Here is a 24,418-nt window from a genome sequence, read left to right as displayed (position 1 = left end):
CAAGGCCGAGGCAGGACAGCATGACCGACACGCGCGCAGATCTGGAGAGTTTGTCGGAGTTCTGCGCGGCGATCCTGGGCGCGGCCGGCGCCGATGCCCCGAGCGCTGCAGCCGCCACGCGCGCCATGCTGCACGCCAGCAGCCTGGGCGTCGACAGTCACGGAGTGCGGCTGTTGCCGCATTACGACATGGTCTTTCGGGGCGGCAGGCTGAACAAGACCCCGCAGATGACGTTCGAGCGCAAGCGCGCGGGATCGGGCCTTCTTGACGCCGATGACGCGCACGGCGCGCTGGCCGCCTATGCGGCTGCGGATCACGCCTGTGATCTGGCGCGCGAGGCTGGGATCGGTGCGGTCGGGATCAGCCGCACATCGCATTTCGGACCTGCGGGCGCCTATGCGCTGGCCATGGCACAGGCGGGCATGATCGGCATTGTCATGTGCCACTCGGACAGTTTCGTGCGCCTGCATGACGGCGCCGAGCGCTTCCACGGCACGAACCCCATCGCCGCGGCGGTGCCGACGCGCGACGGAGACCCCTGGCTGTTCGACATGGCAACAAGTGCAGTGCCTTACAATCGCGTCCAGCTGTACAAATCGCTGGGGCGCGACCTGCCTGACGATACCGCCTCCGATGTGAACGGGATCAATACGCGCGACGCGACTGTCGTCGAAATGCTGGCACCGCTCGGCGGTGCGTTCGGGTTCAAGGGGGCGGGCCTGGCGGGGCTGGTCGAGATCTGCTCCGGCCTGCTGACCGGCATGAAGACAAGCCCGGAGATCCTGCCGATGGGCGGGCCCGATATATCGACACCCCGTGACATGGGGGCCTTCGTGATCTGCATTGATCCCGACGGCTTTGTCGGGCGCGGCCTGCTGCTGGCCGGCATGGACCGGTACCTGTCGGCGCTGCGCCAGAGCATGCCGCGAGAGGGCAAGACGGTGATGGCGCCGGGTGATCGCGAGTGGGCAGAAGCCGCGCATCGCCGCAAGGCCGGCGTGCCGCTCGACCCCGAAACCGCAAGAGCCTTTCGACGTCTGGCGCAGGAGGCAGGGATCGCTGTCCCATTCTGATCCATGGCACCACAGAAATCGAACGCGGCCGGCCGCACCGGGGTCCAAGGTCCGGACCCGGTGTCGGCCTCAGTCACCCTACCGGAGGAACCCAAGGTGGTTAAAACCATAGATAAACAGCCTGTGGGCGTGGCCCTTGTCGGCGCCGGCATGATCGCCAGAACCCATGTCGCGGCCCTGTCGGCGGCGCAAGACGAGATCGCGCTGAAAGCGATCGTGTCACGCCGGCCGGAAAACGCACACTATCTTGCCGAGTTCTATGATGGCACGCCGCCAGCTTTCACGTCCGATCTGGCGGCGGTGGCTGCCAATCCCGACATCCCCGTGGCGATCGTCGCGACACCCCCCAGCATGCGCAGGGACATCATCGAACAGCTTGCCACGGCGGGGACGCACATCCTGCTGGAAAAGCCCGTCGGGCGAAATCCCCAGGAGGCGCTCGAAGTCGTTGAAATCTGCGAAGGTGCAGGGGTGACACTGGGCGTCCTGTTCCAGCACCGCATGCGGGCCCCGTCAAAGGCGGCGGCGGCGCTTGTGAAGGATGGGGCGCTCGGCAAGCTCGGCCTCGTGGAAATCAACGTGCCCCTGTGGCGCGACCAATCCTACTACAATGAACTCGGGCGCGGCACCTATGCCCGCGATGGCGGCGGCGTCATGATCACCAACGCGATCCATTCCATCGACCTCGCCCTGAGCCTGACCGGCCCGGTCACCAGCGTCCAGGCCATGACGGCCACCACCGCATTGCACGACATGGAAGCAGAGGATTTCGCGGTCGCGGGTCTGCAGTTTGCCTGTGGGGCCGTCGGATCCTTCGTGGCAAGCACGGCGATGTATCCGCATCGAACCGAAGTCATCCGCCTGCACTTCGAAAAAGCCAGCCTCAAGCTCGACAAGGACGCGCTGGAGATTTCCTGGCGAGACGGGTCCACGGACATCGAAGCCAGGGACGATGCCCCGCGAAAGATAAATCCCCTGCTGGGCGGGAAACACGAATGGCATCAAGCCGTCATCGAGGACTTCATCGCGGCCGTCCGTCACGGCAGGCCCCCCATGGTCACGGGACGTGAGGCACTGGTTTCGCAAGACCTGATTGCTGCAATCGAGACCTCATCGCGCACGGGCAGTCCGGTGGAATTGGCAGGTCTCTAAGTGTGGGGAGCGGCGTAAGGGGACAGGCGCGTCTCGCGGGCTTGCGCCGCTCGCGTTCTCACGCGCGAGCGCCGTCATCCGGTCGCCCAAATCGGTGGGACTGTCCTTGATGCCTGCCGTTGGCGATCTCGGCCCTCTTGGCCCCAGTCGGCCAGCGTGTTCGCTGAACATCGGATCTTTGCGGCGATCGAGGTGATCGCAAGCCGTTGGTCTGTGATCGCGACGGGTCAATTCAGGCGCGCCACGCCTTTGTCACGAACAGCCGTCGGGGGCCGCAGCTCGACCAGTGTTCATACACGCAAGTCATGGTGATAGTGTCGACACACAAAGCTCCGGGAGTATCGACCATTCCAAGCCTTGCGTTCCAGAAGGCGATCACGATCCGCCACTTGCGGGTGATTGCCGCCTTGTCAGAGCTGAAACTGGTCGCGCGGGTGTCCGAGGCGCTCAATGTCTCACAGCCCGCCGTGTCCAAGCAGATTGCGGAACTGGAACGGATCGTCGGCGCTCCCATCGTGACGCGCGAGCGGAACCGGCTGTTTCTGACGCCGATCGGGCAAAGGCTCGCAGAATACGCCAGGCAGGCGCTCAATCAGCTGGACCGGGCCGCCTTTGACATCGAGGCCATGGCGAGCGGAGTTTCCGGATCGGTTTCGGTGGGGGTCGTCAGCTCGGTTGCTCCCACTCTTCTGCCCGGCGCCATTGCGCTGTTCAAAGGCAGCACGCCGCAGGCCAGCATCTCGATAAAGGAAGGCCATTTCGTCGAACTTCTGCCCGAGTTGGAGACCGGTGAACTGGATGTCCTCATTGCCCGGATTTGGCAGCCCCAGGAACTGCCCGGCATCGCCCAGCTCGGCCTTTTTGCGGAGCCGGTGGTCGTGGTGGCCGGGCGCAATCACCAGTTGGCAAAACGGGCTGACCTGGATTGGAGCGATGTGGTGGATTTTCCTTGGATTCTGCCTCAGGCCAACTCGGTGGCCCGGCGCGCGATCGATGCGCTCTTTGCCGGGTACGGGCTGACGCCACCGGCCAACACGATTGCCTCCCTGTCGTTGACATTGAACCTCGCCCTGCTGGAGGCGATCCCCGCTCTGGGTCTCATGCCGCAACGTCTGGCTCAGGCCCATGCGGCGCGCGGCGACATCGTTTCGCTTCCTTTGGACACTCGCGGCCTCCTGTCCGAAGCACGCTGCTTCTGGCGCAGCGAACAGGTCGACACGAATCCCACCCTGACGTTCTTCCTGAAGTGTCTGGAGAAGACGACGGATGACCTGAAAACCATTCCTTTTGGTTAAGGTTACCGACGGAAATTTCAATATTCTTCGGGAACGACCCGCTTTATCTTAACTGAAATCGTTTCTGGGGAGGGAAGGCGATGGCAGGTTCGATCAGGCTGGCGTCGGTTCGGGTAGGCGCATGAGAGGGGACACAATGATGGCCCTGTCTGCGTACGAGGTGTTGCAGCGCTTTGCCGACCACAGGCTGACCCCCAGTGAATATCTGGCGGCCTGCCTCGAGCGGATCTCGCAGGTCAATCCCAAGATCAACGCCCTGGCGGCGATCGATGCCGAACGCGCGGTCGGCGAAGCGGTGCAGGCAACAGGCAGATGGCGGGCCGGAGCGCCCAAGGGGCCGCTGGACGGCTTGCCGGTGGGGGTGAAGGACCTTCAGGACACCAAGGGGTTGCTGACCACCCATGGCAGCCCGCGGATGCGCGCGAACTGTCCACAGGTGGATATGCCCATGGTAGCGCGACTGCGCAACGCCGGGGCGATCATTCTGGCCAAGACCAATGTCCCCGAATGCGGCGCAGGCGGCAACAGCCGCAACCCGGTCTGGGGCGCGACGGGCAACCCGTTTGATGCCAACCTGATCGCTGGCGGGTCTTCTGGCGGATCGGCGGCGGCACTGGCGGCAGATCTTCTGCCCCTCTGCACCGGGTCGGACACGGGCGGGTCTCTCAGATTGCCGGCGGCACTCTGCGGTATCGTAGGCTATCGGCCCTCCGTCGACGTCATCGCCCATCCGACGCGGCCTTTGGGATGGTCGGGCATTTCGGTGCTTGGCCCGATGGCGCGCACGGTGGACGATCTGGTCCTGATGCTGCGGGTCTGCGAAGGGTTCGACCCCGACGATCCGCTGTCCTCACGCGCGGCGCCGAACCGGTTTGCAACGCTGCCCGCCATCAGCCTCTCGAACCTGAGGGTCGGTTTCAGCGAGGACTTCGGCGGTGCGCCGGTGGACCCTGCCATTCGGGCGACCTTCCGGGCGCGCGTCGAGAAGATCGCGCCGCAGGTTCAGGACTGCCGCGCGGTTGATCTGGCGCTCGGTGACATGGACCGGTGCTTTGACATCCTGCGCGCCGAGAGCTTCGTCTCGGCCTTCGGCGAGGTCTTCAAGTCCGATCCGGAGGCCTTCGGCCCCGATATCGCCGCCAATGTCGCGTTGGGCCAGTCCATGACGTTGGCAGACCGGGCCTGGGCGCATGCCGAACAGACGCGCATCCTGCGCCGCTTCAACGCGGTGATGCAGGATGTCGACGTGATCCTGCTGCCCACCGCGCCGGTGTCGCCGTTCCCATGGACCCAAGGGCACGCCACGGAAATCGAGGGCCAGAGCATGGATATCTATTATCGCTGGCTGGCGCTGAATTATCGCGGCTCGCTCACCGGCGGCCCGTCGATCACGCTGCCCTGCGGCCGTGACCCGTTGGGCATGCCTTTCGGGTTGCAAGTGTTGGGGCCGGTGCGCGGAGATGATGCTATGCTTGCCGCAGCACAGGCGATCGAGACTTTCTTCGCATCTGACCCGGTAACGGCGCGGCCCCGCCCCGACATGGCGAGCCTTGCGCCCTCCGACATCGACCTGCGCTCGATCGTCACCCAACCGCCCATCCTCAACAGCGCCGGCCCGTCCGAGACGGCCGCAATGCGAACGGCCGTGTAGCACAATGTATCTCATTCCCATCATCTTCATAATATTGCTGATCAGCGGCACGGCCTTTGCCTATCTGATGGGCGCGGTTTCCGTTCTTACCTTCGTGGCCCTCGACAAGAGCCAGTTCCTGTCGATCCTGCCGCAGCGCATCTTCGCACAACTCGACGTCTTCGCCTTCATGGCGATGCCGCTGTTCATCCTGACCGCCGAGATCATGGGCCGCGCCGGTGTCACCCGCAGCCTGATCGACTTTGCCATGTCCATCGTCGGTCGCTTCAGGGGTGGTCTGGGCCACGTCAACATCCTGACCAGCGTGTTCTTTGCAGGCATCTCGGGCTCGGCCATCGCGGATAGTGCCGCCTTGTCACGCACCTTCGTGCCGGAGATGAAGGCCCGCGGTTATGACCCCTATTACGCAGGGGCCATCACCGCGGCCTCGTCGATGATCGGGCCGATCATTCCGCCCTCGATCATCATGATCATCTATGGCGGGTTGACGGGAGCGTCGGTGGCCGCCTTGTTCATCGCGGGCGTGGTACCGGGCCTGCTGCTCGCCGCGTCTCTGATGGCGCTGAATGCCATTATTGCCGCAATGAAGGGACATCCCGGCGGGAAATCCGACGATCTGCCGCCGTTCCTGCCCAGCCTGCTCAACGCCGCCCCGGCGCTCTGCCTGCCGGTGGTGATCCTGGGAGCATTGGTCTTTGGGTTGGCGACACCGACCGAAGGGTCAGCGGTGGCGGTTGTGGTCGCCCTTGTGGCGGGGCAGTACTACAAAGGGCTGACCCTGCGTATGATCTTCGACGCGGTCGAGGCGACCGCCAAGATGACCGGCACGATCTTCATCATCCTCGCCGCGATTTCGGTGCTTGGCTATCTGGCCGGGCAACTCGGATGGTCGAGTGCTCTGGCGGATTGGGTCGGGTCCTTCGGGCTGACCGGCACGAAATACCTGTTCTTCCTCGTCGCGATCTTCCTGATTGCGGGCATGTTCATGGACACGCCCGTGGCCCTGACGCTGCTCATTCCGCTCTTCGCGCCGCAAGCGCTGGAACAGGGCATCAGCCCGATCCAGCTTGGCATCGTGCTGTGCTTCAACCTGTGTGTCGGGCTGATCACGCCGCCTCTGGGCAAGTGCCTCGTGGTCGTCTCGGCGCTGACAAACCTCAACTACTGGCGGCTGGCCTACGCCGCACTGCCCTTCATCGTCGTGCAGGTCCTGCTGCTGATGGCGCTGGTCTACTGGCCGGCCCTGTCGCTCACATTGCCCGGCTTGCTCGGCTTTTCAGTCAATTAAAGTACTCAAGGAGGAGAAGAACATGAAACTCAAGGCACTCTCACTGGCGGCATTGCTGGCGATGTCCGGCGCGGTCAGCGCGGAAGTCAAGATCGCCCTGGACAGCGCGCCGGATCTCGATACCAGCGGATCCTACAACTGGGCACATGCCTTCGGGGCGGCCCTGACCGAAGCCGGGATGGACGTCCGCGAACTGCCGCGCGGCGCAGTCGGCAACGAAGCCGAGAAGTTCGACCAGGTGTCGACCGGGCTGCTCGAAGTGTCGCTGTCGGATGTCCGCGCCATCGCCCAGGTCGACCCATTCATCTATGGCGTGCGGCTGCCTTATATCTTCGACGATGTCGACCACATGGACCGCGTGCTGGAAGCCGGCAAGGTCTTTGACCGCGTCAACGAAAAGCTGGCAGATCAGGATGTCGTCGTGCTGGCGCTGGCGCCGCTCGGGCCGCTTTCGGGCATCATCACCACCGATGCGGTCGTTCGGTCGCCCGCCGACATGTCGGACCTGCGGATGCGTGCGCTCGATGATGCGCAGATCGCCATGTACAAGGCTTGGGGCTCCAGCGGAACCATCGTGCCTTGGGGCGAAGTGCCGTCCGGCCTGCAAACCGGCGTGATCGACGGCTACCTGAACTCGCCCTTCGTGCCGGTGATGTTCGGGCAGACCGACTTCGTCAAGAACTTCTCGGATGCCGGCGTGATCATCCCGATGCGCGCTGTCCTCGTCTCCAAGAGCTGGTACGAAGGCCTGTCCGAGGCCGACCGGGCCGCCGTGGACAGCGCCGTCGAAACCGCTGATGCCGCGGCCCGCGCATGGCTGGCAGAAGCCTCGGAGCGCGGCCTGGCCGCACTGGAAGAAAAGGGCGTGGCCGTTCAGCGCCTGACCGCAGAAGAACGCGCGGTGTTCCGTGAGGCATCCAAGCCGGTCTACGAGTCCGGCCTGATGCCGTCCGAAGACGTGAAAGTCTGGACCGATCTGTCCGACGCCAACCGCTGACGCGCAACCGCCGGGCCTTTGGCAAGGCCCGGCCCCTTCCGCAGGAGACGATACATGCGCAATGCCATCATCACAGCGAGCAACAGCGTTCACCGCGTCGCACGTGGGGCCGCCGTCTTCGCCGTCTGCCTGATGTTCCTGACCGTGGTGTTGCAGATCATTGCCCGCTATGTCTTCTCCGCGCCACCGGTCTGGACCGAAGACGTGGCCCGCTATGCCATGGTCTGGACCGGACTTCTGGGCGCGACGCTGTCGTTCAAGACGCGCTCGGACGCGGTGCTGATGCAGAGCGTCGCGCCGAAGCGGCCTCATCTTCTGGGTTTCCTTGCCGAGGCGATCCACAGCGCGGCGGTTCTGACTTTCGTTGTGCCGGTCGTCTATTTCTGCTTCATCGGCCTGCGCGGCGGCTTTGCAAAGGGGTTTCTGGCGCGCCAAGCCGGCCTGACCGCCGACACGCTCGGCATTCCGATGGTCTGGATCTCCATGTCGGTGCCGATTGCGATGATCATCATCCTGTTGCATCTCGCTGCCCGTTGGGCCGGCGATGACCAGGCCGACACCGCCGATACGCAACTGGACTGACATCGCATTGATCCAAGCCAGCCTCGAACCATTCAAGACCAACCTCCAGAGAGACTTTCCATGACCAGGGACACGATCGCTCAAGCCATTTCCGACCTGAAAGACCTGTTGGGCGAGCGCCTGTCGACCGGCGAGTCCATCCGGGAGATACATGGCCGCGACGAGGCCTATTCCGAGCCTGCCTTGCCGGACGCGGTCGCCTTCCCCGAGACCACCGAAGAGGTGTCCGCGATCATGAAGATCTGTTCGCGGCACGGGGTTCCGGTCGTCCCTTTCGGCATCGGCACGTCGCTCGAAGGCCACGTGATCCCGATCCACGGCGGGATCAGCGTCGACACCAGCCGCATGAACAGGATCCTCGAAATCCACGAAAGCGATCTCGACGCCGTCGTGCAGCCCGGTGTTTCGCGGACCCAACTCAACGATGAGCTGCGCGCCACGGGCCTGATGTTCACGGTCGATCCCGGCGCGGATGCCACGCTGGGCGGCATGGCCGCCACCCGGGCGTCGGGCACCAACACCGTGCGTTACGGTACCATGCGCGAAAACGTTCTGGCGCTCGAGGTCGTGCTGCCCGATGGCACGATCATCGAAACCGGGTCGCGCGCGCGAAAATCTTCGGCCGGGTATGACCTGACACATCTGTTCGTCGGTTCCGAAGGCACGCTCGGCATCATCACCAAGCTGACGGTACGCCTGTTCGGCCAGCCCGACACCATCCTTGCGGCGACCTGTTCCTTCGAAACCGTCGGCGACGCTGTCAACTCGGTGATCATGGCGATCCAGATGGGCATTCCGATGGCGCGGATCGAATTGCTGGACGAGGTCCAGATGAAAGGCATGAACATCTTCAACCCGGATCTGAACCTGCCGGAAAAGCCGCATCTGTTTCTGGAATTTCACGGGTCCGACACCGGCGTGAAAGAACAGGTGGAAATGTTCGAAAGCGTCGGCGAAGAGTTCGGCGTGTCGGGCTTTGAGTGGGCCACCAAGGCCGAAGATCGCAATCGGCTGTGGACCGCACGACACAACGCCTATTACGCCGGAAAATCGCTGCGCAAGGGCTGCGAGGGTCTGATCACCGATTGCTGCGTTCCGATCTCGGCGCTGGCCGAGTGCATCGGGCGGTCCAAGGACATGGTGGCGACCTCCGGCATGATCGCCCCGATTGTCGGCCACGTCGGCGACGGCAATTTCCACCTCATGATCCTGATCGACCCGAACGACCCCGATGAGTTGGCGCAGGCCAAATCGCTGGCCTCGGAGGTCAACAGGCTCGCCTTGTCCTTCGGCGGGACCGTAACCGGCGAGCATGGCGTGGGCACCGGCAAGAAGCGCTACATGGAGGAAGAGCACGGGGCCGCCTATGCGCTCATGGCGACATTGAAACGCGCCGTGGACCCGAAGAACATCATGAATCCCGGGAAGACGGTTGAAGTCTGCTGAAGACTACACAGTGACTTGCTCCGCTGGCTGGGCGGCAGGCGCAAATGGCAGGTAGGTTGGAAATGGGCAGGATGGCTCCTGCCATCCGCCACGCCCTGCCACGAGACCATGCAGATGTTGGTGCCCATTTTACCACTCAGCTCCAGCGGCGCGGCCAATGTCGGCTCGGAACCCAACCAGACGGTGCCAGTTCTCGCGGCGCGCGCTTGCAGAAATTTTCCCGCTGCGCGACAGCAGGGCGGTCTCACTGCATTACGGCAAGACGCGCGGTCATTCAGGCAGACCGCAATAACGCTCAGTTTGGCAATGGCACGATGGCGTGCTTCAATTTAAGAGGCCGATGGCGACCACGATTTGAAACCGCGCAAACGGTTGACCGGGTTCGGGCATGGCGCATCAGGCGGCGTCCTCGGTGGCCAATACGACGGTGGCCTGACTGGACAGGAAGCCGCCGTTGGCGTGCGACACCGCGATCTGGGCCCCCTCGACCTGACGCGCGCCGGCCTGGCCGCGGAGTTGGACGACCGACTCGACCAGTGTGAACAATCCGTACATGCCCGGATGGACGCAGGACAGCCCCCCGCCGTTGGTGTTCACCGGAAGCGCGCCGCTTGGGGCGATGCGGCCACCCTCGACAAAGCTGCCGCCTTCGCCTTTCTTGCAGAACCCCAAGTCTTCGAGAAAGAGGATCGGGTTGATGGTGAAGGCATCGTAGAGCTGCAGCACGTCCACGTCGTTCGGAGTGATGCCCGCCTGGGCCATCGCGGCCGGCCCGGAGCGCGCCGCGGCGGTGGTCGTGAGGTCAGGCATCGACGAGATGTTGAAATGCGTCGTGGCCTGCGCCGCGCCGAGAACGGCTATCTGGGGTTGGCGCAGGTCGCGGGCGCGGTCGGAGCGGGTCATGACGATGGCGGCGGCACCATCGGTCACGAGACAGCAGTCGAGCAATCCCAGTGGATCGCAGACGCGCCGGGCCGAGAGCACGTCATCGACGCTCAGCGGGTCGCGCAGGAAGGCATCGGGATTGAGCGCGGCCCAGCCGCGGGCAGCGACGGCGACCTCGGCAAGCTGCTCGGGCCGGGTGCCGTAGTCATGCATATGCCGCGCGGCTGCCAGCGCATAGGCGCCGACGGGCAGGCGCAAGCCATAGGGTGCTTCGTAGGGATCCGGCGCGGCGGCGCTGACCAGCTTGCCGGTGCCGGTCCGCTGGTTCGAGCCATAGGCGATCACCGCGCAGTTGCAGAGCCCGGCATCGAGCGCCAGCGCGGCGAACATGACATGGGTCTGAAAGGACGACCCGCCGCTGCGGTTGTTTTCGGTGATCGCCGGTTCGATGCCGAGATACTGCGCGAAACTCAGGCCCGAAAGCGGCTCGCTGGGCAGCGCGATGAACAGCGCGTCGACGTCGCCGAGGCTCAGCCCGGCGTCAGCCAGGGCGCGGACTGTGGCCTGGCCGGCGAGATCGGTGGAGGAGAGGCCCGGGGCCTCGCCCATGCCGAAGGTTGCGGCGCCGACGATGGCAGTCTTGGCGCGGGGAAATCCGGTCATCATTCACTCCTCGGGGTCAAAGACTACAAAAGGCACGTCGCCGGATTGGTCTATTCTGGCGCGCACCTTCATGCCGATGGTCACCGCGTCAGGGGCGATACCGGTGACACGGCTCATCATGCGGGGCCCCTCGGCCAGGTCGATGAGCGCGACGTTGTAGCTGTTGTCACGTTTGCGCACGACGGTGGTGGAATAGACCGTGCCCCTGCCGGAGGCGGGCACCCATTCGAGATCGGTCTCGCCGGTGCCCGGCGCCAGCGTGCGGGGAAAGAAGAAGGGTGCGCCGCCTTTGGGCTGCAGCAGCATGAAGCGGCCGGCCTCGAGGTGGGCGCGGTATTCCTCTTCAGGTTTGGTGATGTCTCGGGTCATGCCACGTGCCTTTGTCCTGAGATGTCGAGTACGTCCTGCCAGGCGTCGCCGCGGGCCAGAACCTCGGCCCCCAGCCTGTCGGACCAGAGATGTTCGGATCCGGCGTCGTCGCGCCACTGCCAGAGCCTGCGGGTCAGGTGCTGCAGCACATATTCGCGGGTCACGCCGATGGCGCCGTGCAGCTGGTGTGCCAGCATCGCGCCTTTGCCTGCGGCGATGCTGGCGCGGATCTTTCCGGCGGCCACTGGGCCGAGCGGCTGCGGCTGGCTCAGTCCGCCAAGCGCCAGCCCAGCGGCGATCTGCGCCGCGGCGGTCTCACAGGCCAGGTCGGCGACAAGGTGCTGGATTGCCTGGAATTTGCCGATCGGGCGGCCGAATTGCTCGCGCGTGTTGGCGAACTCGACGCAGAGGTCGAGAACCCGGGTCAGCGCGCCGGCGATCTGCGCCGCCCGAAGCGCGGCGACTGCCATGTCGACCGGGACGGTGGTGGCTGCGCCTTGCACGCGGGCAGGAGCGTCGGCAAAGGTGAGCCGGAGGGCCGTCTCTCGCGCGATGCCGGTGAGGGTTTGTTCTTCGGTGGCGTCTGCGCGGTCCAGCAGGACAAGCGTGCCAGTGTTGGTGGAGGTCAGGACGCTGGCGGCGCCGGGCAGGGCCAGTGCGGTGAGCGTGCCGGACAGCCTGCCGTCGCTCAGGGTGATGTCGCCCGTGGCAAGCAAGGTCGGCGTCTCTGGCGGTTCCATGCCGGAGAGGCCGATCAGCCAGTCGGCCAGCATGGCCTCGCCGACACCGGCAGGCACGGCGTGATAGCCGAGCAGGGAGATCATTTCGCGCGCCAGCAGCGGCGACAGGCCGGCGCCGCCTGCCTCTTCCGGGACAAAGGCCATGCGCAGGCCCATGTCCTCGACCGCCTGCAGCAGCCGGGCGGCGGCCTCGGGCTTTTCCAGATGCTCCCCGGCCGTGTCGATCAGCAGGCGCTCCAGCTGGTCCGACAGCATCTTTGCAATCTCGTCGCTTTCGCTCATCGCATCCCCATCCCTCTGGCCATGATCCCCTTGATGATTTCCCGCGTGCCTCCGCGCAGCGAGAAGGTGGGGGACAGTTGCAGTACGCTTGCGGTCATCTCCCCGAGTGGGCCGCCACCCCGCCCGATCTCGAGGTCTGGCAGCAGTCTGCGGGCCAGCTCGGGCATGCCCTGTTCGAATTCGACACCCAGCGTCTTGACGATGGAGGCCTCGTTCATCGGGTTTTCCTCGCGTTCCAGCATCTGCGCGATTGACAGCGACATCTGCCGCAGCACTGCAGCTTCGGCCACGGCGGTGCCGACGGCCTGACGGGTCTGGCGGTCATCGGTCGGGCCCAACTCATCGATCACCGCGGAGAGCAGCGGAAAGGACGACAGGAAGCGGTCGGGTCCGCTGCGTTCGAAGGCCAGCTCGGCGGTGGCCTGTGCCCAGCCCGATCCGGGCGTGCCGATCAGCGCGTCGTGGGGCAGGAGGACGTCGTTGAAGACAACCTCGTTGAAATGGGCATCGCCCGTCAGGTCCTCGATCTCGCGCACCTCGACACCGGGCAACGACAGGTCGACGATCACCTGCGACAGGCCTTTCTGCCGGTCGGCGACTGTGCCTTCCGTGCGCACCAGCGCGATCATGAACTCAGACAGATGCGCGTTGGTGGTCCAGACCTTCTGGCCGTTGAGACGCCAGCCCTCCGGCGTCTGCACCGCACTGGTCCGGATCGCGGCGAGGTCCGACCCGGCGTTGGGTTCGCTGAGGCCGATGCAGAACGAGATCTCGCCGCGCGCAATGGCGGGCAGAAAGCGCTGACGCTGTTCCTCGGTGCCGATCCGAAGGATCAGCGGGCCGCTCTGGCGGTCCGCGATCCAGTGCGAGCACACCGGCGCGCCGGCGGCCAGCATTTCCTCGATGACCACGTAGCGTTCCATCATCGTCGCCTCGGAGCCGCCGTAGCGGGCGGGCCAGGTCATGCCGATCCAGCCCTGCTTGCCAACCTCGACCGAGAAGGCGCGATCGAAGGCCGTCCAGGAATGGCCGACGTCCCAAGGGCTCCAGTTCGGCTGGTGGTCCTTCAGGAAGTCCCGCACCCGCTGGCGGAGCGGGTCATGCGTATCCGGCAGGGTGACCGGTTCGAACTTGAACGGCGCACTCATGTCACAGCACCCCCTTGCGGCGCAGCTCGGCGAGGCGATCCGGCGCATACCCCATGTCGCGGGTGAGCACCTCGTCGGTGTGTTCACCCACTTCCGGCGGCGCCAAGCGATAGCTCGGGCTGTCCTCGGAAAAGCGCACCGGAAGGGCGGCGCCGCGCAGGGTGCCCAGTTTGGGGTGCTCGGTCGCGACGATCATCCCGGTGGATTGCACATGCGGGTCCTGTTCGAGGTCCGCGAGCGTGTTAATCGGCCCGCAAGAGACCTTGGCGCGGTTGAGGCTCTCGATCAGCTCGGCGCGGGTCCGGCCCTGCAGCGCGTCCCTGACGGCGGCCTTGAGGGCGCTGCGGTTGTTCACCCGGTCGCCGTTGCGGGCGAACCGGGGGTCGGTGATCCACTCGGGGTGACCCAGAGCCTCTGCCAGCCGTCCGAATTCCCGGTCGTTGAAGGTGGCGATCAGGACGAAGCCGTCCTCGACCTCGTAGATGCCGTAGGGCGCGGCCGAGGGATGATCGTTGCCGGTGCGGCCGATCAGCTTTCCGGCATTGACCCAAGCCGAGAGCGGGTTGGCCATGGCAGCGAACTGCGACCCGAAGAGCGAGACGTCGAGCCATTGGCCGCGGCCGCTGGTGACCCGACTTTGCAAGGCGGCCAGCACGCCGATGGCGGCCTGCTGCCCGGCGAGGATATCGGCCAGGGGCACGCCCACGCGCACCGGGCCGCCATTGGGCTGGTCGTCGGGGTGTCCGGTGACGCTGAGCACACCGGCCATCGCCTGCGCCAGATAGTCATAGCCGGAGCGGTCGGAATAGGGGCCGGTCTGGCCGAAACCGGTGACCGAACAATAGATCAGCCGCGGGTTCAGGGCCTTCAGCTGCTCATAGCCCAGCCCATATTTGTCGAGCGTTCCGGGCCGGAAGTTCTCGACGAAGACATCCGCATCCTTGATCAGCTCGCGGATGATCTCGGCGCCCTCGGGATCGGCGAAGTTCACCGCCACGGACCGTTTGTTGCGATTGACCGACTGGTAATAGGTCGATTGCGCGGTCTCGTTGCCGTCTGGGTCCTTCATCCACGGCGGGCCGACCTGCCGGGAATCGTCGCCGGTGACCGGGCGTTCGATCTTGACGATGTCGGCCCCAAGATCGCCGAGGATCTGTGTGCTCAGCGGACCGGCCACCACGCGCGTCATGTCGATGACGCGGATGTTCGAAAGGGGGGTGCTCATGATGTGACCTCCGCATGGCCGTTTGACAGGACGGTGCGCCCGCTTTGCTGGCTGAGGACGCGGAACTGCGGGGCCCCGTCCTGCTTCCAGACCTCGGTGACCAGCGTCTCGCCCGGCATGACCGGCGCGGTGAAGCGCGCCGAGAGCGACCGAAGGCGGCTCGGGTCGAGGTCGCAGAGGGCGTGCAAGACCGCGTAACCGGCGACGCCATAGGTCGCCAATCCATGCAGGATCGGGCGGTCGAAGCCGGCCTTGGCGGCAACCTCGGGATCGGCGTGAAGGGGGTTCAGATCGCCGGTGAGGCGGTAGATCAGCGCCGCTTGCGACGATGTCGGCAGGGTGATCCGCGCATCCGGCGCCCGCTCGGGCAGGGGCGCGGCGCGCTGTTTCGCACCAGCAGGCCCGCCGAAGCCGCCATCGTTCCGGCAAAAGGTGGTCTGTTCGACGGTGGCCAGAAGCCTGCCGGTGTCGCAATCGGTCACGTCCCGCTCGGAAATTACCAGAGCGCCGCGTCCTTCGCCCTTGTCGACGATACCGGTCACCCGCGTCTTGCCGCGCACCCGGCCCTCGACCGGCAGCGGGGCGTGAAACGTCGTCGATTGTTCGCCGTGAACGATGGCGACCCAGTCGATGCCGGTGTCCATCTCGCGGAACCAGAACCCGGGGCGGGCCAGTACGACGGCCATGGTGGGCAGGGCACGCAGGTTCTCTTCGTAGACGAAGCGCAGGTGATCGCGGTTCATCGGGTCGAGCCCCAGCCCGAGGCCGAGACCATAGAGGCAGGTATCCCGGAAGGAATAGCTCTGTTCCACCTCGGGAATGTCCAGCGCCATCAGTCTGTCATAGTCGATCGCCATGGGCGTCTCCTTCACTTTCCCCGGAACCGGGGTTTGCGTTTGGCGAAAAAGGCATCAATCCCCTCGCGGTGATCGGCGGTCATGCTGAGCATCGGCTGGGTTGCGGATTCAAAGCTCAGCGCCTGTTCCAGCGTCAGCGGCCCCTGCGCCAGGGCGCGGCGGATCGCGGCCACAGCCAGCGGCGCGGCACCGGTCATGCCCTGGGCCAGCGCGATGGCATCGTCCAAAGCCTTGCCGTCCTCGGTCAGCGTATCGACCAGCCCGATCTCGGCAGCCTCCTTGGCCGGAACCGGCGCGCCGGTCATCAGGATCTGCCGTGCCCGGGTGAGGCCCACGCGTTGCGGCAGCGTTGACAGAAGACCGCAATCGGCCGTGAGGCCGATCTTGACGAAGGCCGCACCGAACCGCGCGCTTTCGCCCGCGACGACGTGATCGCAGGCCGCGGCCAGCGACATGCCGGCGCCAAAGGCGATCCCCTCGACCGCGGCGACCGCCGGTTTCGGACCGCCAGCGATCAGGCGCACCAGCCGGGCCAGCGGCTCCAGCCGACGCCGTGCAAGGTCAGGGTCGGGCTCGGTGATGGCCCTGAGCTGGCGGATGTCCGCGCCGGCGGAAAAGTTGCCACCGGCACCTGTCAGGACGATGGCGCTGACGGTGTCGTCGGCGCTCAGGGCCTCATAGGCCTCTGCCGCCTGAACCCGCATCTCCATGGAAAAGGGGTTCAGGGCCTTGGGCTCTGTGAACTGCAGGACAGCAACTGTCCCATGCCGTTCGATCTGGATGAGGTCGCTCTCCATCAGTCCGGCCTCACGCGCACATCTGGCTGCCGCCATTCACCGACAGGCGCTGGCCGGTGATGTAGGAGGCGGCGTCGGAGAGCAGGAAGCAGACCGGCTGCGCCGCCTCTTCCGGCGTGCTCCATCGCGCCAAGGGGATCTTCGCCAGATAGGTGTCGCGGAACTTCTCGCCGCGGACGGTTTCGGTCATCGGGGTTTCGACCACGCCGAAGGCCACGCTGTTTGCGCGGATGTTGTAGCGGGCCAGCTCGCGCGCGGCACTCATGGTGGCGCCCAGCAGCCCGGCCTTGGCCGTCGCGTAATTGATCTGTCCGATGGTGCCCTGAACGCCCGCGTCAGAGGAGATCGAAACGATGGCGCCGGGCGAGGGATCGCCGCCTTCGGACTGAGCCTTCATCTGCCGTGCTGCCGCCTGAAGAAACAGGAAACTGCCGGTCAGATGCACGTCGAGCACCTTCTGCCAGGTGGGCAGGTCCATCTTGGTCAGCATCCCGGCACGCACCAGACCGGCGTTGTTGACCAGCCCGTGCAGCGCGCCGAAGCGCTCGACGGTGCCTGCGACGACGGTCTGGGCCAGGTCCGGATCGCTGACGTCGCCCGCAAAGCCCGCGGATCTTTCGCCCAGGGCATCCGTCGCCGATGTCACCTTGTCCGGGTCGATATCGACGATCACCGGGTGGCCGCCGAGCGCAAGGACCTGCCTTGCGACCGCAAGGCCGATGCCCTGGCCCGAGCCGGTCACGATCACGGCGCGGCCTTCGAGACGCATCGGGTTGTCCGGGTAGTCTCCGGGTGCTTCGGTCATTCTGTGTCCTCCTCGTTCGAATTTCCGGATCAGATCGCGCCGCCGTCGCGGAAGGCGGCGATCCGCTCTGTTGAAAAGCCTGCAGTCCGCAGGACGTCGTCGGTATCTGCACCAAGGCGCGGGGCCGGGGGTGTGTCGCTGGTCATGCCTGACAAGAGCGCTGGCGGGCGCGCGAAAGGCACAGCCACTCCGTTGCCAAGGGCGCGCTCCGGCAGGAGGTGGCCGACGAGCCCCCGTCCCGGATCGAGTACACCGGGCAGGTCCAGCACCTCGGCCGCCGGGATGCGGGCCCGGGAAAGGGCGGCGACCACGTCCGCGCAGCTTTGCCCCTTGGTCCAGTCTTCGGTGATGCTTGACAGGGCCGCACCGTGCTCGCCGCGCAGGGTGTCATTCGCAAAGGCCGCATCCGAGAGCAGGTCTTCCCGCCCGATCAGTGCAGCAAACCGGGAAAAGGCCGCCTGACCCACCACCTGGATCAGCACGTGGCCATCGGTGCAGGCAAAGACGTCCGAAGGCGCCGCGGCGAGGCTGCGATTGCCGATCCGGTCGCGGCGGCGGCTGCCGGTGGCATGGTCGAGGATCGGCGACATGGCGTAGTTCAGCGCGGTGTCCAGAAGCGAGGTCGAGACCTCGCCGCCCTGACCGGTCGTGGCCCGCCGCAAGAGCGCGGCCGCCACCCCGAAGGCTGCTGCCATCGCGGTGCCGTAGTCCACCACGTTGACGGCGGTGCGCCGCGGCGCAGTCACGTCGCCCGAGATATGCATCGCCCCTGACATCGCCTGACCGATGCCGTCGAAACCCGGCTGATCCGCAAGCGGGCCGTCAAGACCAAAGGCGGTGGAGGTCGCGACCACGATATCAGGCTTGAGCGCCGCCAGTGTCGCGTAGTCGAGGCCCATCCGGCGCAGCACTGGCGGCGGCTTGTTGGCCACCACCACGTCGCTCTGTGCGACCAGAGCCTTCAGGATCTCTTCGGCCTCGGGCTTGCGCAGATCGAGGGTGACCGAGCGTTTGCCCCGGTTGCAATGCAGGTAGAGCGCGCCGCCGATGTCCTGAAGCCCCTCCAGAGGCATCATGAAGCGATCCTCGGCTCCCGAAGGTGGCTCGATCCGCAGGACCTCTGCCCCCATGTCCGCGAGCATGGCCGCGCAGAACGGTCCGGCGATAAAGCGGCCGAAGTCCAGGACCCTTATGCCCGCGAGCGGTTGCAACCTCAGCGACCGGTGAACGCGGGCGCGCGTTTTTCCAGCATGGCGGTCACGGCCTCGCGGTGATCTTCGGTTTCGTGGATGATTGCCTGATAGGCGGCCGAGAGTTCCAGCAGCGAGGCGAGCTGCATGTGCTGGCCTTCGCGCAGCAGACGCTTGGTCAGGCGCAGCGCGTGGACGGGCTGTCGGGCGATCTTCGTCGCGATCTCCCGGGCGGCCGGCAACAGCTCGGCGGCTGGCACGACGCGCGAAACCAGCCCGCAGGCCAGCGCCGCCGGGGCGTCCAGCATGGCGCCGGTGAACGACATCTCCAGCGCCTTCGACATGCCGACGACGCGGGGCAGCAGAAAGGCGCCGCCGTCGCCCGGCACGATGCCGACCTTGACGAAGCTCTCGGCAAAGCTGGCGCTATCGGCGGCCACGCGGATGTCGCACATGCATGCGAGATCGAGCCCGGCGCCGATCGCCGGGCCATTCACCGCGGCAATGGTCGGAACTTCGAGGTTGTAGAGCGCCAGCGGGATGCGTTGGATGGCGCGGCGATAGCTGTTGCGGGTCTCGATTGGCGTCTTGCCGGGGGCAAAGCCGCTGCGGTCGAGCATCTTCTTGAGGTTGCCGCCGGCGCTGAAGGCTGTGCCGGCGCCGGTCAGGATCACCGCCGCGATGCTATGGTCGTTCTGGATATCCTCGACGGCCGCGACGAAGGCGTCGCAATCTGACACCTCGGAGATGGCGTTGCGGGTGTCGGGGCGGTTGATCGTCAGGGTGACGACGGGGCCGTCGCGTTCGATCTTCAGGAAATCTTCCACGGGGGGCTACTCCTTGAGCTGGCGAAGGTGGGCGGCGGTGTCCGCGACCGGCGGCAGGGCGCTCACCACATCGGACCATCGCGCGAGGAATGAGGCGAACTGCGGGGGGAAGCCGTCATAGCCGCCGGTCAGCTGGTGGCGGGCCAGCGCCGTCCAATTCGGGTTGACGAGGTTCTGGCGCGCCACTGCGACCAGATCGGCCTGTCCCTGGGCGATGATCGAGTCGGCTTGCTGCGCCTCGGTAATCAGGCCGACGGCCATTGTTCTGACACCTGTGTCATGTTTGAGCTTGGCCGCCCAAGGCACCTGGTATCCATGGGTGCCGGGAGGCCGCCGCGTAGTCACATCCTCGATGCCGCCGCCCGAGCAATCCACCACATCGACGCCAAGCACTTTCAGCCTGCGTGCAAAGGTAACACTGTCGGCGAGGGACCAATGTGCGTTGTCGCCGTCGCCCACCGACATCCGGTAGAACAGCGGCTTGCCTGCGGGCCAGGCCGCACGCACGGCGCGGACCACTTCGAGCGGGAAGCGCATGCGATTTTCGAGGCTGCCGCCCCAATTGTCTGTGCGTTGGTTCGTGAGAGGGGAAAGGAACTGGTGCAGTAGATATCCATGCGCCCCATGCAGTTCCAGCACCTCGAAGCCGGCCGCATCGGCGCGACGGGCGGCGGTGATCCAGTCCTGCAGAAGCATGTCGATCTCTGAGGCGGTCAGGGCCTCAGGTGTTGCCTTTCCCGGCGCGGCGATGGCGCTGGGAGCTTTGATATTCCAAGGAAACCCGTCGATCCCGGCGTAATCTCCCGGCGCCGCCCAGGGCGCGATGCCGGAGCCCTTGCGACCGGCGTGGCTGATCTGGATGCCGGGCACAGAACCCAGCTCCTTGATCTTGCCGGCGATCTCACCCAGCCGTCCGGCCTGTTTGTCGGTGTATATCCCGAGGTCGGCCGGGGTGATCCTGCCTTCGGCCGAGATGGCGGTGGCCTCGGTAAAGATCAGCCCTGCGCCGCCAAGCGCAAATCGCGTCAGATGTGCCTCGTGAAAGGTGCGGGCGACACCGTTCGTCCCCGCGGAATAGAGGCACATTGCAGAGACCACGGACCGGTTGACGAGTGTCAGGTCGCGTATCTGAAGGGGTGTCAGTAGTCCGTCGCGCACGGGGCATTCCTCTTTGAGCAGTCGGCAGATCTCTGCGGCGCCCTCTGATAAGCACGAAAATATACTAACCGTCAATGCTTGACTTGTACTTAATGTCAGGTCATGACTGGAGGAGAAGTTTAATCGGCGTGCCGGCAGGGTCGGACGCATCCATTCCGAGGGAGGAAGATCATGAAAGTTGGTGTCACAGTCTGGTTCCAGAACATGCCGGACATGCTCGAACGGGGCATGAAGAACGACTATTCAAAGCCGATCGTACGGCCCGATGTGGACGTGATGCGCGATGAATTCGGGCTCTGCGACCTGATCGAGCCGCTGGGCTTCGACCGCATGTGGACGATCGAGCACCATGTCTCGCCCTACGGTATGACGGTGACGCCGACGCAGATCTTCAGCTACATGGCGGGCCGGACCAGCAAGATCGGGTTCGGCAGCATGGTCATGGTTCTGCCCTGGCACAATCCGATCCGGCTGGCGGGTGAAATCGCGCTGCTGGACAACATGCTCGACGGTCGCGATCTGCGGATCGGCGTCGGACGTGGCGCGGCACCGCACGAATTCGACGCCTTCGAGGTCGACTATGGTGAATCGCGCGAACGGCTGGCCGAGATCCTGGAGATCCTGCGCCTCGGGTTGACCCAGGAGTGGTTCGAGTACAACGGCGAACACTACAAGATCCCGCGCACGACGATCCGTCCGCGTCCGACGAAGGACCTGACGTCGCAGATGCTGATGGCCTGGAGCAGCCCGGATTCGCGGGCCTTCGCGGCCAATTCCGGCGTCTCGCCGATCTTCAACAACTTCCACAACTGGGAAGAGGTGGTGAATTCGACCAACGAATTCAACGCGATCCGCGAAGGCCACGGTTGGCACCCGGTGGCCCCGGTGGTTGCCGGGCCGATGTTCTGCAGCATGGACAAGGAAAAGGTCCGTCAGGCCCGCGAATGGGTCAAGATGACCTACGATTCCTCGATCTGGCACTACGGTCTGATGAACCAGCCGTCGATGAAGAAGAAACTGGCGGGCAAGACCGGCAAGGAGCTGGAAGACGCGATCGAGGAAATCCGTGCGCGCTCGCTTGTGGTCGGGGCCTTCGGCACACCGGACGAGATCCTCGAGACCCTGAGCAATGCACAGGACAAGACCCAGTTCGCGGAACTGATCTGCCAGGTGAACTTCGGCCTGATGCCCTATGAATGGGCGCATGACAGCATGAAGCTTTTCGCCAAGGAGGTGCTGCCCGAGCTGAAGAAGATCGAGCCCAAGGGCACGATCGACTGCACGCCCTACGCAGATGTGGTGGCCTCGCGCGAGCGGGAAACGCAGTCGGCGCCCGCGGCGGCGGAGGCATAAGTCCATGCGCCGACCGTCCGAGGGGGAGCGCTACGACATGCCCGTGGTCTTCGGCAGGTCCAACCTGCCGAACGTCTCCACCATTGATCGGATCAAGACCCTCGCGCTGTCCTTCACGACCGAGGCCGGCGCGCTGGCACCCTTCATCCCCTACCACTTTGCCCTGCCGGAATCCGACACGCCGGTCGTCACCATCTCGAGCAGCATGAACATCGGCGTCGATCACATGGGCGGGCGGCAGTACAACGTGGTGCGGGTGATGACCGACGTGGTGGCCCGGGGCAGCGACGGCACGACGTTCACCGCACCCTATCACTTGGTGATCTGGGAAAACGCCACCGCGCCGATCATCGCGGGGCGGGAGTTCCAGGGCTATGCCAAGGTCGCGGCAGAGATCCCGGATCACGAGGCGGGCGAGACCGGCGGGCGGTTCCGGCTTCTGGACTATGGCACCGAGCTGTTGAGCGGTGAAATCCACGCGGCGGAGCCGGTGCCGCTGGGGGCCGGCGCCGAGGAAACGCCCGCCATTGCCGTGGGTTGGAAGTACATCCCCGGTCCCGGCAACATCGCCGACGTCGATTACCCGACGCGGCTGGTCGCTTATCGCAAGGTCCTGTCCATGCGGCGCGGCACGGGAGAGCTGCGCCTCGGCGCCCCCGACTGGCAAGCGTCGCCGATTTCGTCCCGCATCATCGAGGCTCTGCGGTCCCTGCCGGTGATCGAGATGAAACCCGCCGTGATGACCGAGGCGACGTCGCGGCTGGCACGGGACGAGGTCGAACGCATCCCGTCACTGGGCAGCGGATAAGCCGCAGTTTTCCACGATGGACAAGGGAGGAGGACATCGATGAACGCGCATGAATTCTACGACAGGATGGCCTTCGAGGCCGAGGTTCTCGCAGGCAGGGAGCTGCTGGCATGACGCTGGAGCGCGAGGATTTCGAGCGGCTTGGCCTCTCCCCTCCGACGCAGGAGGTTCTGGCCGTGGTGCAGGCCATGTGCGCCGCGCCGCCGATGAACACGCTCGGAGTCGACACGGCGCGCGCCAATGCCGGAAAGCGGCAGTCGGCGCCGGCGCGCGAAGAGGTTCACGCGGTATCAGAGCGCGAGATCCCGGTCAGTGGCGGCACCATCCGTCTTCGCATCTATCGGCCCGCGCCTGAGGGGACACTGCCCTGTGTGGTCTATTTCCACGCCGGCGGCTGGATCCTCGGCGGGTTGGACCATTCGGACCACCTGTGCCGTCGCATGGCCAACCGCTCGGCCGCGGTGGTGGTCAATGTCGATTACCGGCTGGCGCCCGAAGTCACGTTCCCGGTGCCCTTCGACGACAGCCTCGCCGCGGTCCGCTGGGTTCGAGGCAATGCAGACGAGATCGGCATCGATCCGGCCCGCATCGCTCTGGCCGGCGAAAGCTCGGGTGGCAATCTCGCCGCGGCGGTGGCGCAGGAGATCAGCCGGCAGGAGGGTGGATTGGCCTTCCTCCTGCTGCTGGAACCGGCGCTGGACATGGGACAGAGCTCGCGGTCCTGGCGCGAGTTGGGGGCGATCTTTGCCCCCAAGACGGAACAGATGGCCTGGATGTGGGGGCTCTATGCGCCAGGGAAGGAAATGCAGGACGATCCGCGGGTCAGCCCTCTTGCTGCGCCGGAAATTCCCGCCGGCCATCCGGCAACCTTGGTGCTGGCGGCCGAATACGATCCGCTGCGCGACGAGGCGATGGCCTATGCCGACAGGCTGCGCGGCGCGGGCATCCCGGTCGAGGCGCGGGTCGAACAGGGGTTGCCGCATGCGTTCTGCAACATGGGCGGCATCCTGAGCCGGGGACAAGAGACATTCGACGCCGCGGTTGCGGCGACGACAGACGCACTACGGGAGGACAGGTAGGGTGGAATTCGAAGGCAAGGTGGTCGCCGTGACCGGCGGCGCAGGCGATATCGGCAGCGCGCAGGTGCGGCTGTTTCACGCCCGCGGCGCGCAGGTGGCGATCCTCGACATAGATGACGTGGCAGGCGAAGCCCTTGCGGAAGAGCTTGGCGATCGGTGTTTCTACCAACGACTCGACGTCACCCGGCAGGAGGACTGGTCTGCCGCCGTCGAGGCCATCGAGGTGCGCGCAGGCCGGCTTGACGGCTTTGTCAACAACGCGGGACATTTCCAGCCCCGCCCGCTGCTCGAGACGCCCGAAGAGGAGTTCGAGCTGTCACATGCGGTGAATTCCAAGGGCGTGTTCCTGGGCATGAAGGCGATGATCCCGCTGCTGCGCAAATCAGGCAAGGGATCGATCGTCAATATCGCTTCCGGTGCGGCGGTGCGCGGGTTGCCCAACGCCTTTGGCTATGTCGCCTCGAAATGGTCGGCGCGCGGCATGTCGCTGGCCGCCGCGGCGGAACACGCAGCCGAGAACATCCGCGTCAACGTGATCTTTCCCGGCACCATCGACACCAAGATGTCGCGCAGCAATTCACCAGAGCGGCTGGCGCGTATCACCGACACGATCCCGATGGGGCGGTTGGGAACACCGGACGACATCGGCCACATGGTGGTTTTCCTGACCTCCGACGCGGCCGCCTACATCACCGGTGCGGAAATCAGGATCGACGGCGGACGCCATCTTTGACCCAAGGGAACGCAG

23 protein-coding genes are annotated in these 24,418 nt (G+C 65.4%); 12 read left to right on the top strand and 11 right to left on the bottom strand.

What is annotated here, in order from left to right; all coding sequences use genetic code 11:
• Window positions 1–20 precede the first annotated feature (20 nt).
• The 8 genes from ACN0SE_RS00200 to ACN0SE_RS00165 all read left to right on the top strand — a co-directional run bounded on the left by ACN0SE_RS00200 (window position 21) and on the right by ACN0SE_RS00165 (window position 9,484).
• On the top strand, window positions 21–1,073 hold the full coding sequence (locus ACN0SE_RS00200) for an Ldh family oxidoreductase (RefSeq protein WP_417522446.1): 1,053 nt from the start codon (window positions 21–23) through the stop codon (window positions 1,071–1,073).
• Window positions 1,074–1,076: 3 nt separating this feature from the next.
• A complete protein-coding gene (locus ACN0SE_RS00195) occupies window positions 1,077–2,225 on the top strand; it encodes a Gfo/Idh/MocA family protein (RefSeq protein WP_417522445.1) in 1,149 nt (382 codons plus the stop codon).
• 314 nt (window positions 2,226–2,539) lie between these two features.
• Complete coding sequence (locus tag ACN0SE_RS00190; protein WP_417522444.1) at window positions 2,540–3,520, top strand: LysR family transcriptional regulator; 981 nt, start codon at window positions 2,540–2,542, stop codon at window positions 3,518–3,520.
• A 139-nt stretch (window positions 3,521–3,659) separates the two neighbouring features.
• Complete coding sequence (locus tag ACN0SE_RS00185; RefSeq protein ID WP_417522443.1) at window positions 3,660–5,171, top strand: amidase; 1,512 nt, start codon at window positions 3,660–3,662, stop codon at window positions 5,169–5,171.
• A 4-nt stretch (window positions 5,172–5,175) separates the two neighbouring features.
• A complete protein-coding gene (locus tag ACN0SE_RS00180; protein WP_417522442.1) occupies window positions 5,176–6,459 on the top strand; it encodes a TRAP transporter large permease in 1,284 nt (427 codons plus the stop codon).
• A gap of 22 nt (window positions 6,460–6,481) precedes the next feature.
• On the top strand, window positions 6,482–7,456 hold the full coding sequence (locus ACN0SE_RS00175; protein ID WP_417522441.1) for a TRAP transporter substrate-binding protein: 975 nt from the start codon (window positions 6,482–6,484) through the stop codon (window positions 7,454–7,456).
• A gap of 54 nt (window positions 7,457–7,510) precedes the next feature.
• Entirely contained in the window at window positions 7,511–8,038 is a 528-nt protein-coding gene (locus tag ACN0SE_RS00170) for a TRAP transporter small permease (RefSeq protein WP_417522440.1), read from the top strand.
• 60 nt (window positions 8,039–8,098) lie between these two features.
• Entirely contained in the window at window positions 8,099–9,484 is a 1,386-nt protein-coding gene (locus tag ACN0SE_RS00165) for an FAD-binding oxidoreductase (protein ID WP_417522439.1), read from the top strand.
• 396 nt (window positions 9,485–9,880) lie between these two features.
• On the opposite strand, the gene ACN0SE_RS00160 is transcribed toward ACN0SE_RS00165, so the two are convergent.
• The 11 genes from ACN0SE_RS00160 to ACN0SE_RS00110 are packed head-to-tail and all read right to left on the bottom strand — an operon-like array spanning window position 9,881 to window position 20,580.
• On the bottom strand, window positions 9,881–11,032 hold the full coding sequence (locus ACN0SE_RS00160) for a thiolase (RefSeq protein ID WP_417522438.1): 1,152 nt from the start codon (window positions 11,030–11,032) through the stop codon (window positions 9,881–9,883).
• Window positions 11,033–11,035: 3 nt separating this feature from the next.
• Complete coding sequence (locus ACN0SE_RS00155) at window positions 11,036–11,401, bottom strand: Zn-ribbon domain-containing OB-fold protein (RefSeq protein WP_417522437.1); 366 nt, start codon at window positions 11,399–11,401, stop codon at window positions 11,036–11,038.
• Window positions 11,398–12,423, bottom strand: coding sequence for an acyl-CoA dehydrogenase family protein (locus ACN0SE_RS00150; RefSeq protein ID WP_417522436.1), 1,026 nt, complete (start codon window positions 12,421–12,423; stop codon window positions 11,398–11,400). The genes ACN0SE_RS00155 and ACN0SE_RS00150 overlap by 4 nt, the downstream gene beginning before the upstream one ends.
• A complete protein-coding gene (locus ACN0SE_RS00145) occupies window positions 12,420–13,571 on the bottom strand; it encodes an acyl-CoA dehydrogenase family protein (protein ID WP_417522435.1) in 1,152 nt (383 codons plus the stop codon). The genes ACN0SE_RS00150 and ACN0SE_RS00145 overlap by 4 nt, the downstream gene beginning before the upstream one ends.
• A gap of 1 nt (window position 13,572) precedes the next feature.
• Window positions 13,573–14,796: a CaiB/BaiF CoA transferase family protein gene (locus ACN0SE_RS00140; protein WP_417522434.1), complete on the bottom strand. Its 1,224-nt coding sequence runs from the start codon at window positions 14,794–14,796 to the stop codon at window positions 13,573–13,575.
• A complete protein-coding gene (locus tag ACN0SE_RS00135) occupies window positions 14,793–15,653 on the bottom strand; it encodes a MaoC/PaaZ C-terminal domain-containing protein (RefSeq protein ID WP_417522433.1) in 861 nt (286 codons plus the stop codon). Before ACN0SE_RS00135 ends, ACN0SE_RS00140 begins: the two co-directional genes overlap by 4 nt.
• An 11-nt stretch (window positions 15,654–15,664) precedes the next feature.
• Window positions 15,665–16,450, bottom strand: coding sequence for an enoyl-CoA hydratase/isomerase family protein (locus ACN0SE_RS00130; protein WP_417522432.1), 786 nt, complete (start codon window positions 16,448–16,450; stop codon window positions 15,665–15,667).
• 10 nt (window positions 16,451–16,460) lie between these two features.
• Entirely contained in the window at window positions 16,461–17,255 is a 795-nt protein-coding gene (locus tag ACN0SE_RS00125; protein WP_417522431.1) for an SDR family oxidoreductase, read from the bottom strand.
• Between the two features lie 29 nt (window positions 17,256–17,284).
• On the bottom strand, window positions 17,285–18,466 hold the full coding sequence (locus ACN0SE_RS00120; RefSeq protein ID WP_417522430.1) for a CaiB/BaiF CoA transferase family protein: 1,182 nt from the start codon (window positions 18,464–18,466) through the stop codon (window positions 17,285–17,287).
• Between the two features lie 2 nt (window positions 18,467–18,468).
• Window positions 18,469–19,272 (bottom strand): crotonase/enoyl-CoA hydratase family protein, encoded by an 804-nt coding sequence (locus tag ACN0SE_RS00115; protein ID WP_417522429.1) that lies wholly within the window; start codon window positions 19,270–19,272, stop codon window positions 18,469–18,471.
• Window positions 19,273–19,278: 6 nt separating this feature from the next.
• Window positions 19,279–20,580: an NADH:flavin oxidoreductase/NADH oxidase gene (locus ACN0SE_RS00110; protein ID WP_417522428.1), complete on the bottom strand. Its 1,302-nt coding sequence runs from the start codon at window positions 20,578–20,580 to the stop codon at window positions 19,279–19,281.
• Between the two features lie 21 nt (window positions 20,581–20,601).
• On the opposite strand from ACN0SE_RS00110, the gene ACN0SE_RS00105 reads away from it, so the two are divergent.
• The 4 genes from ACN0SE_RS00105 to ACN0SE_RS00090 all read left to right on the top strand — a co-directional run bounded on the left by ACN0SE_RS00105 (window position 20,602) and on the right by ACN0SE_RS00090 (window position 24,403).
• A complete protein-coding gene (locus ACN0SE_RS00105; RefSeq protein ID WP_417522427.1) occupies window positions 20,602–21,783 on the top strand; it encodes an LLM class flavin-dependent oxidoreductase in 1,182 nt (393 codons plus the stop codon).
• 4 nt (window positions 21,784–21,787) lie between these two features.
• Complete coding sequence (locus ACN0SE_RS00100; RefSeq protein WP_417522426.1) at window positions 21,788–22,591, top strand: acetoacetate decarboxylase family protein; 804 nt, start codon at window positions 21,788–21,790, stop codon at window positions 22,589–22,591.
• A 110-nt stretch (window positions 22,592–22,701) separates the two neighbouring features.
• A complete protein-coding gene (locus tag ACN0SE_RS00095; protein WP_417522425.1) occupies window positions 22,702–23,670 on the top strand; it encodes an alpha/beta hydrolase in 969 nt (322 codons plus the stop codon).
• Window position 23,671: 1 nt separating this feature from the next.
• A complete protein-coding gene (locus ACN0SE_RS00090; RefSeq protein WP_417522424.1) occupies window positions 23,672–24,403 on the top strand; it encodes an SDR family NAD(P)-dependent oxidoreductase in 732 nt (243 codons plus the stop codon).
• The last annotated feature ends 15 nt before the right edge of the window (window positions 24,404–24,418 follow it).

Source organism: Marinovum sp., assembly GCF_048263515.1.
Classification (GTDB): Bacteria; Pseudomonadota; Alphaproteobacteria; order Rhodobacterales; family Rhodobacteraceae; genus Marinovum.
Note: the sequence above shows the minus strand (reverse complement) of the source record. Positions and strands in the feature narration are given on the sequence as shown.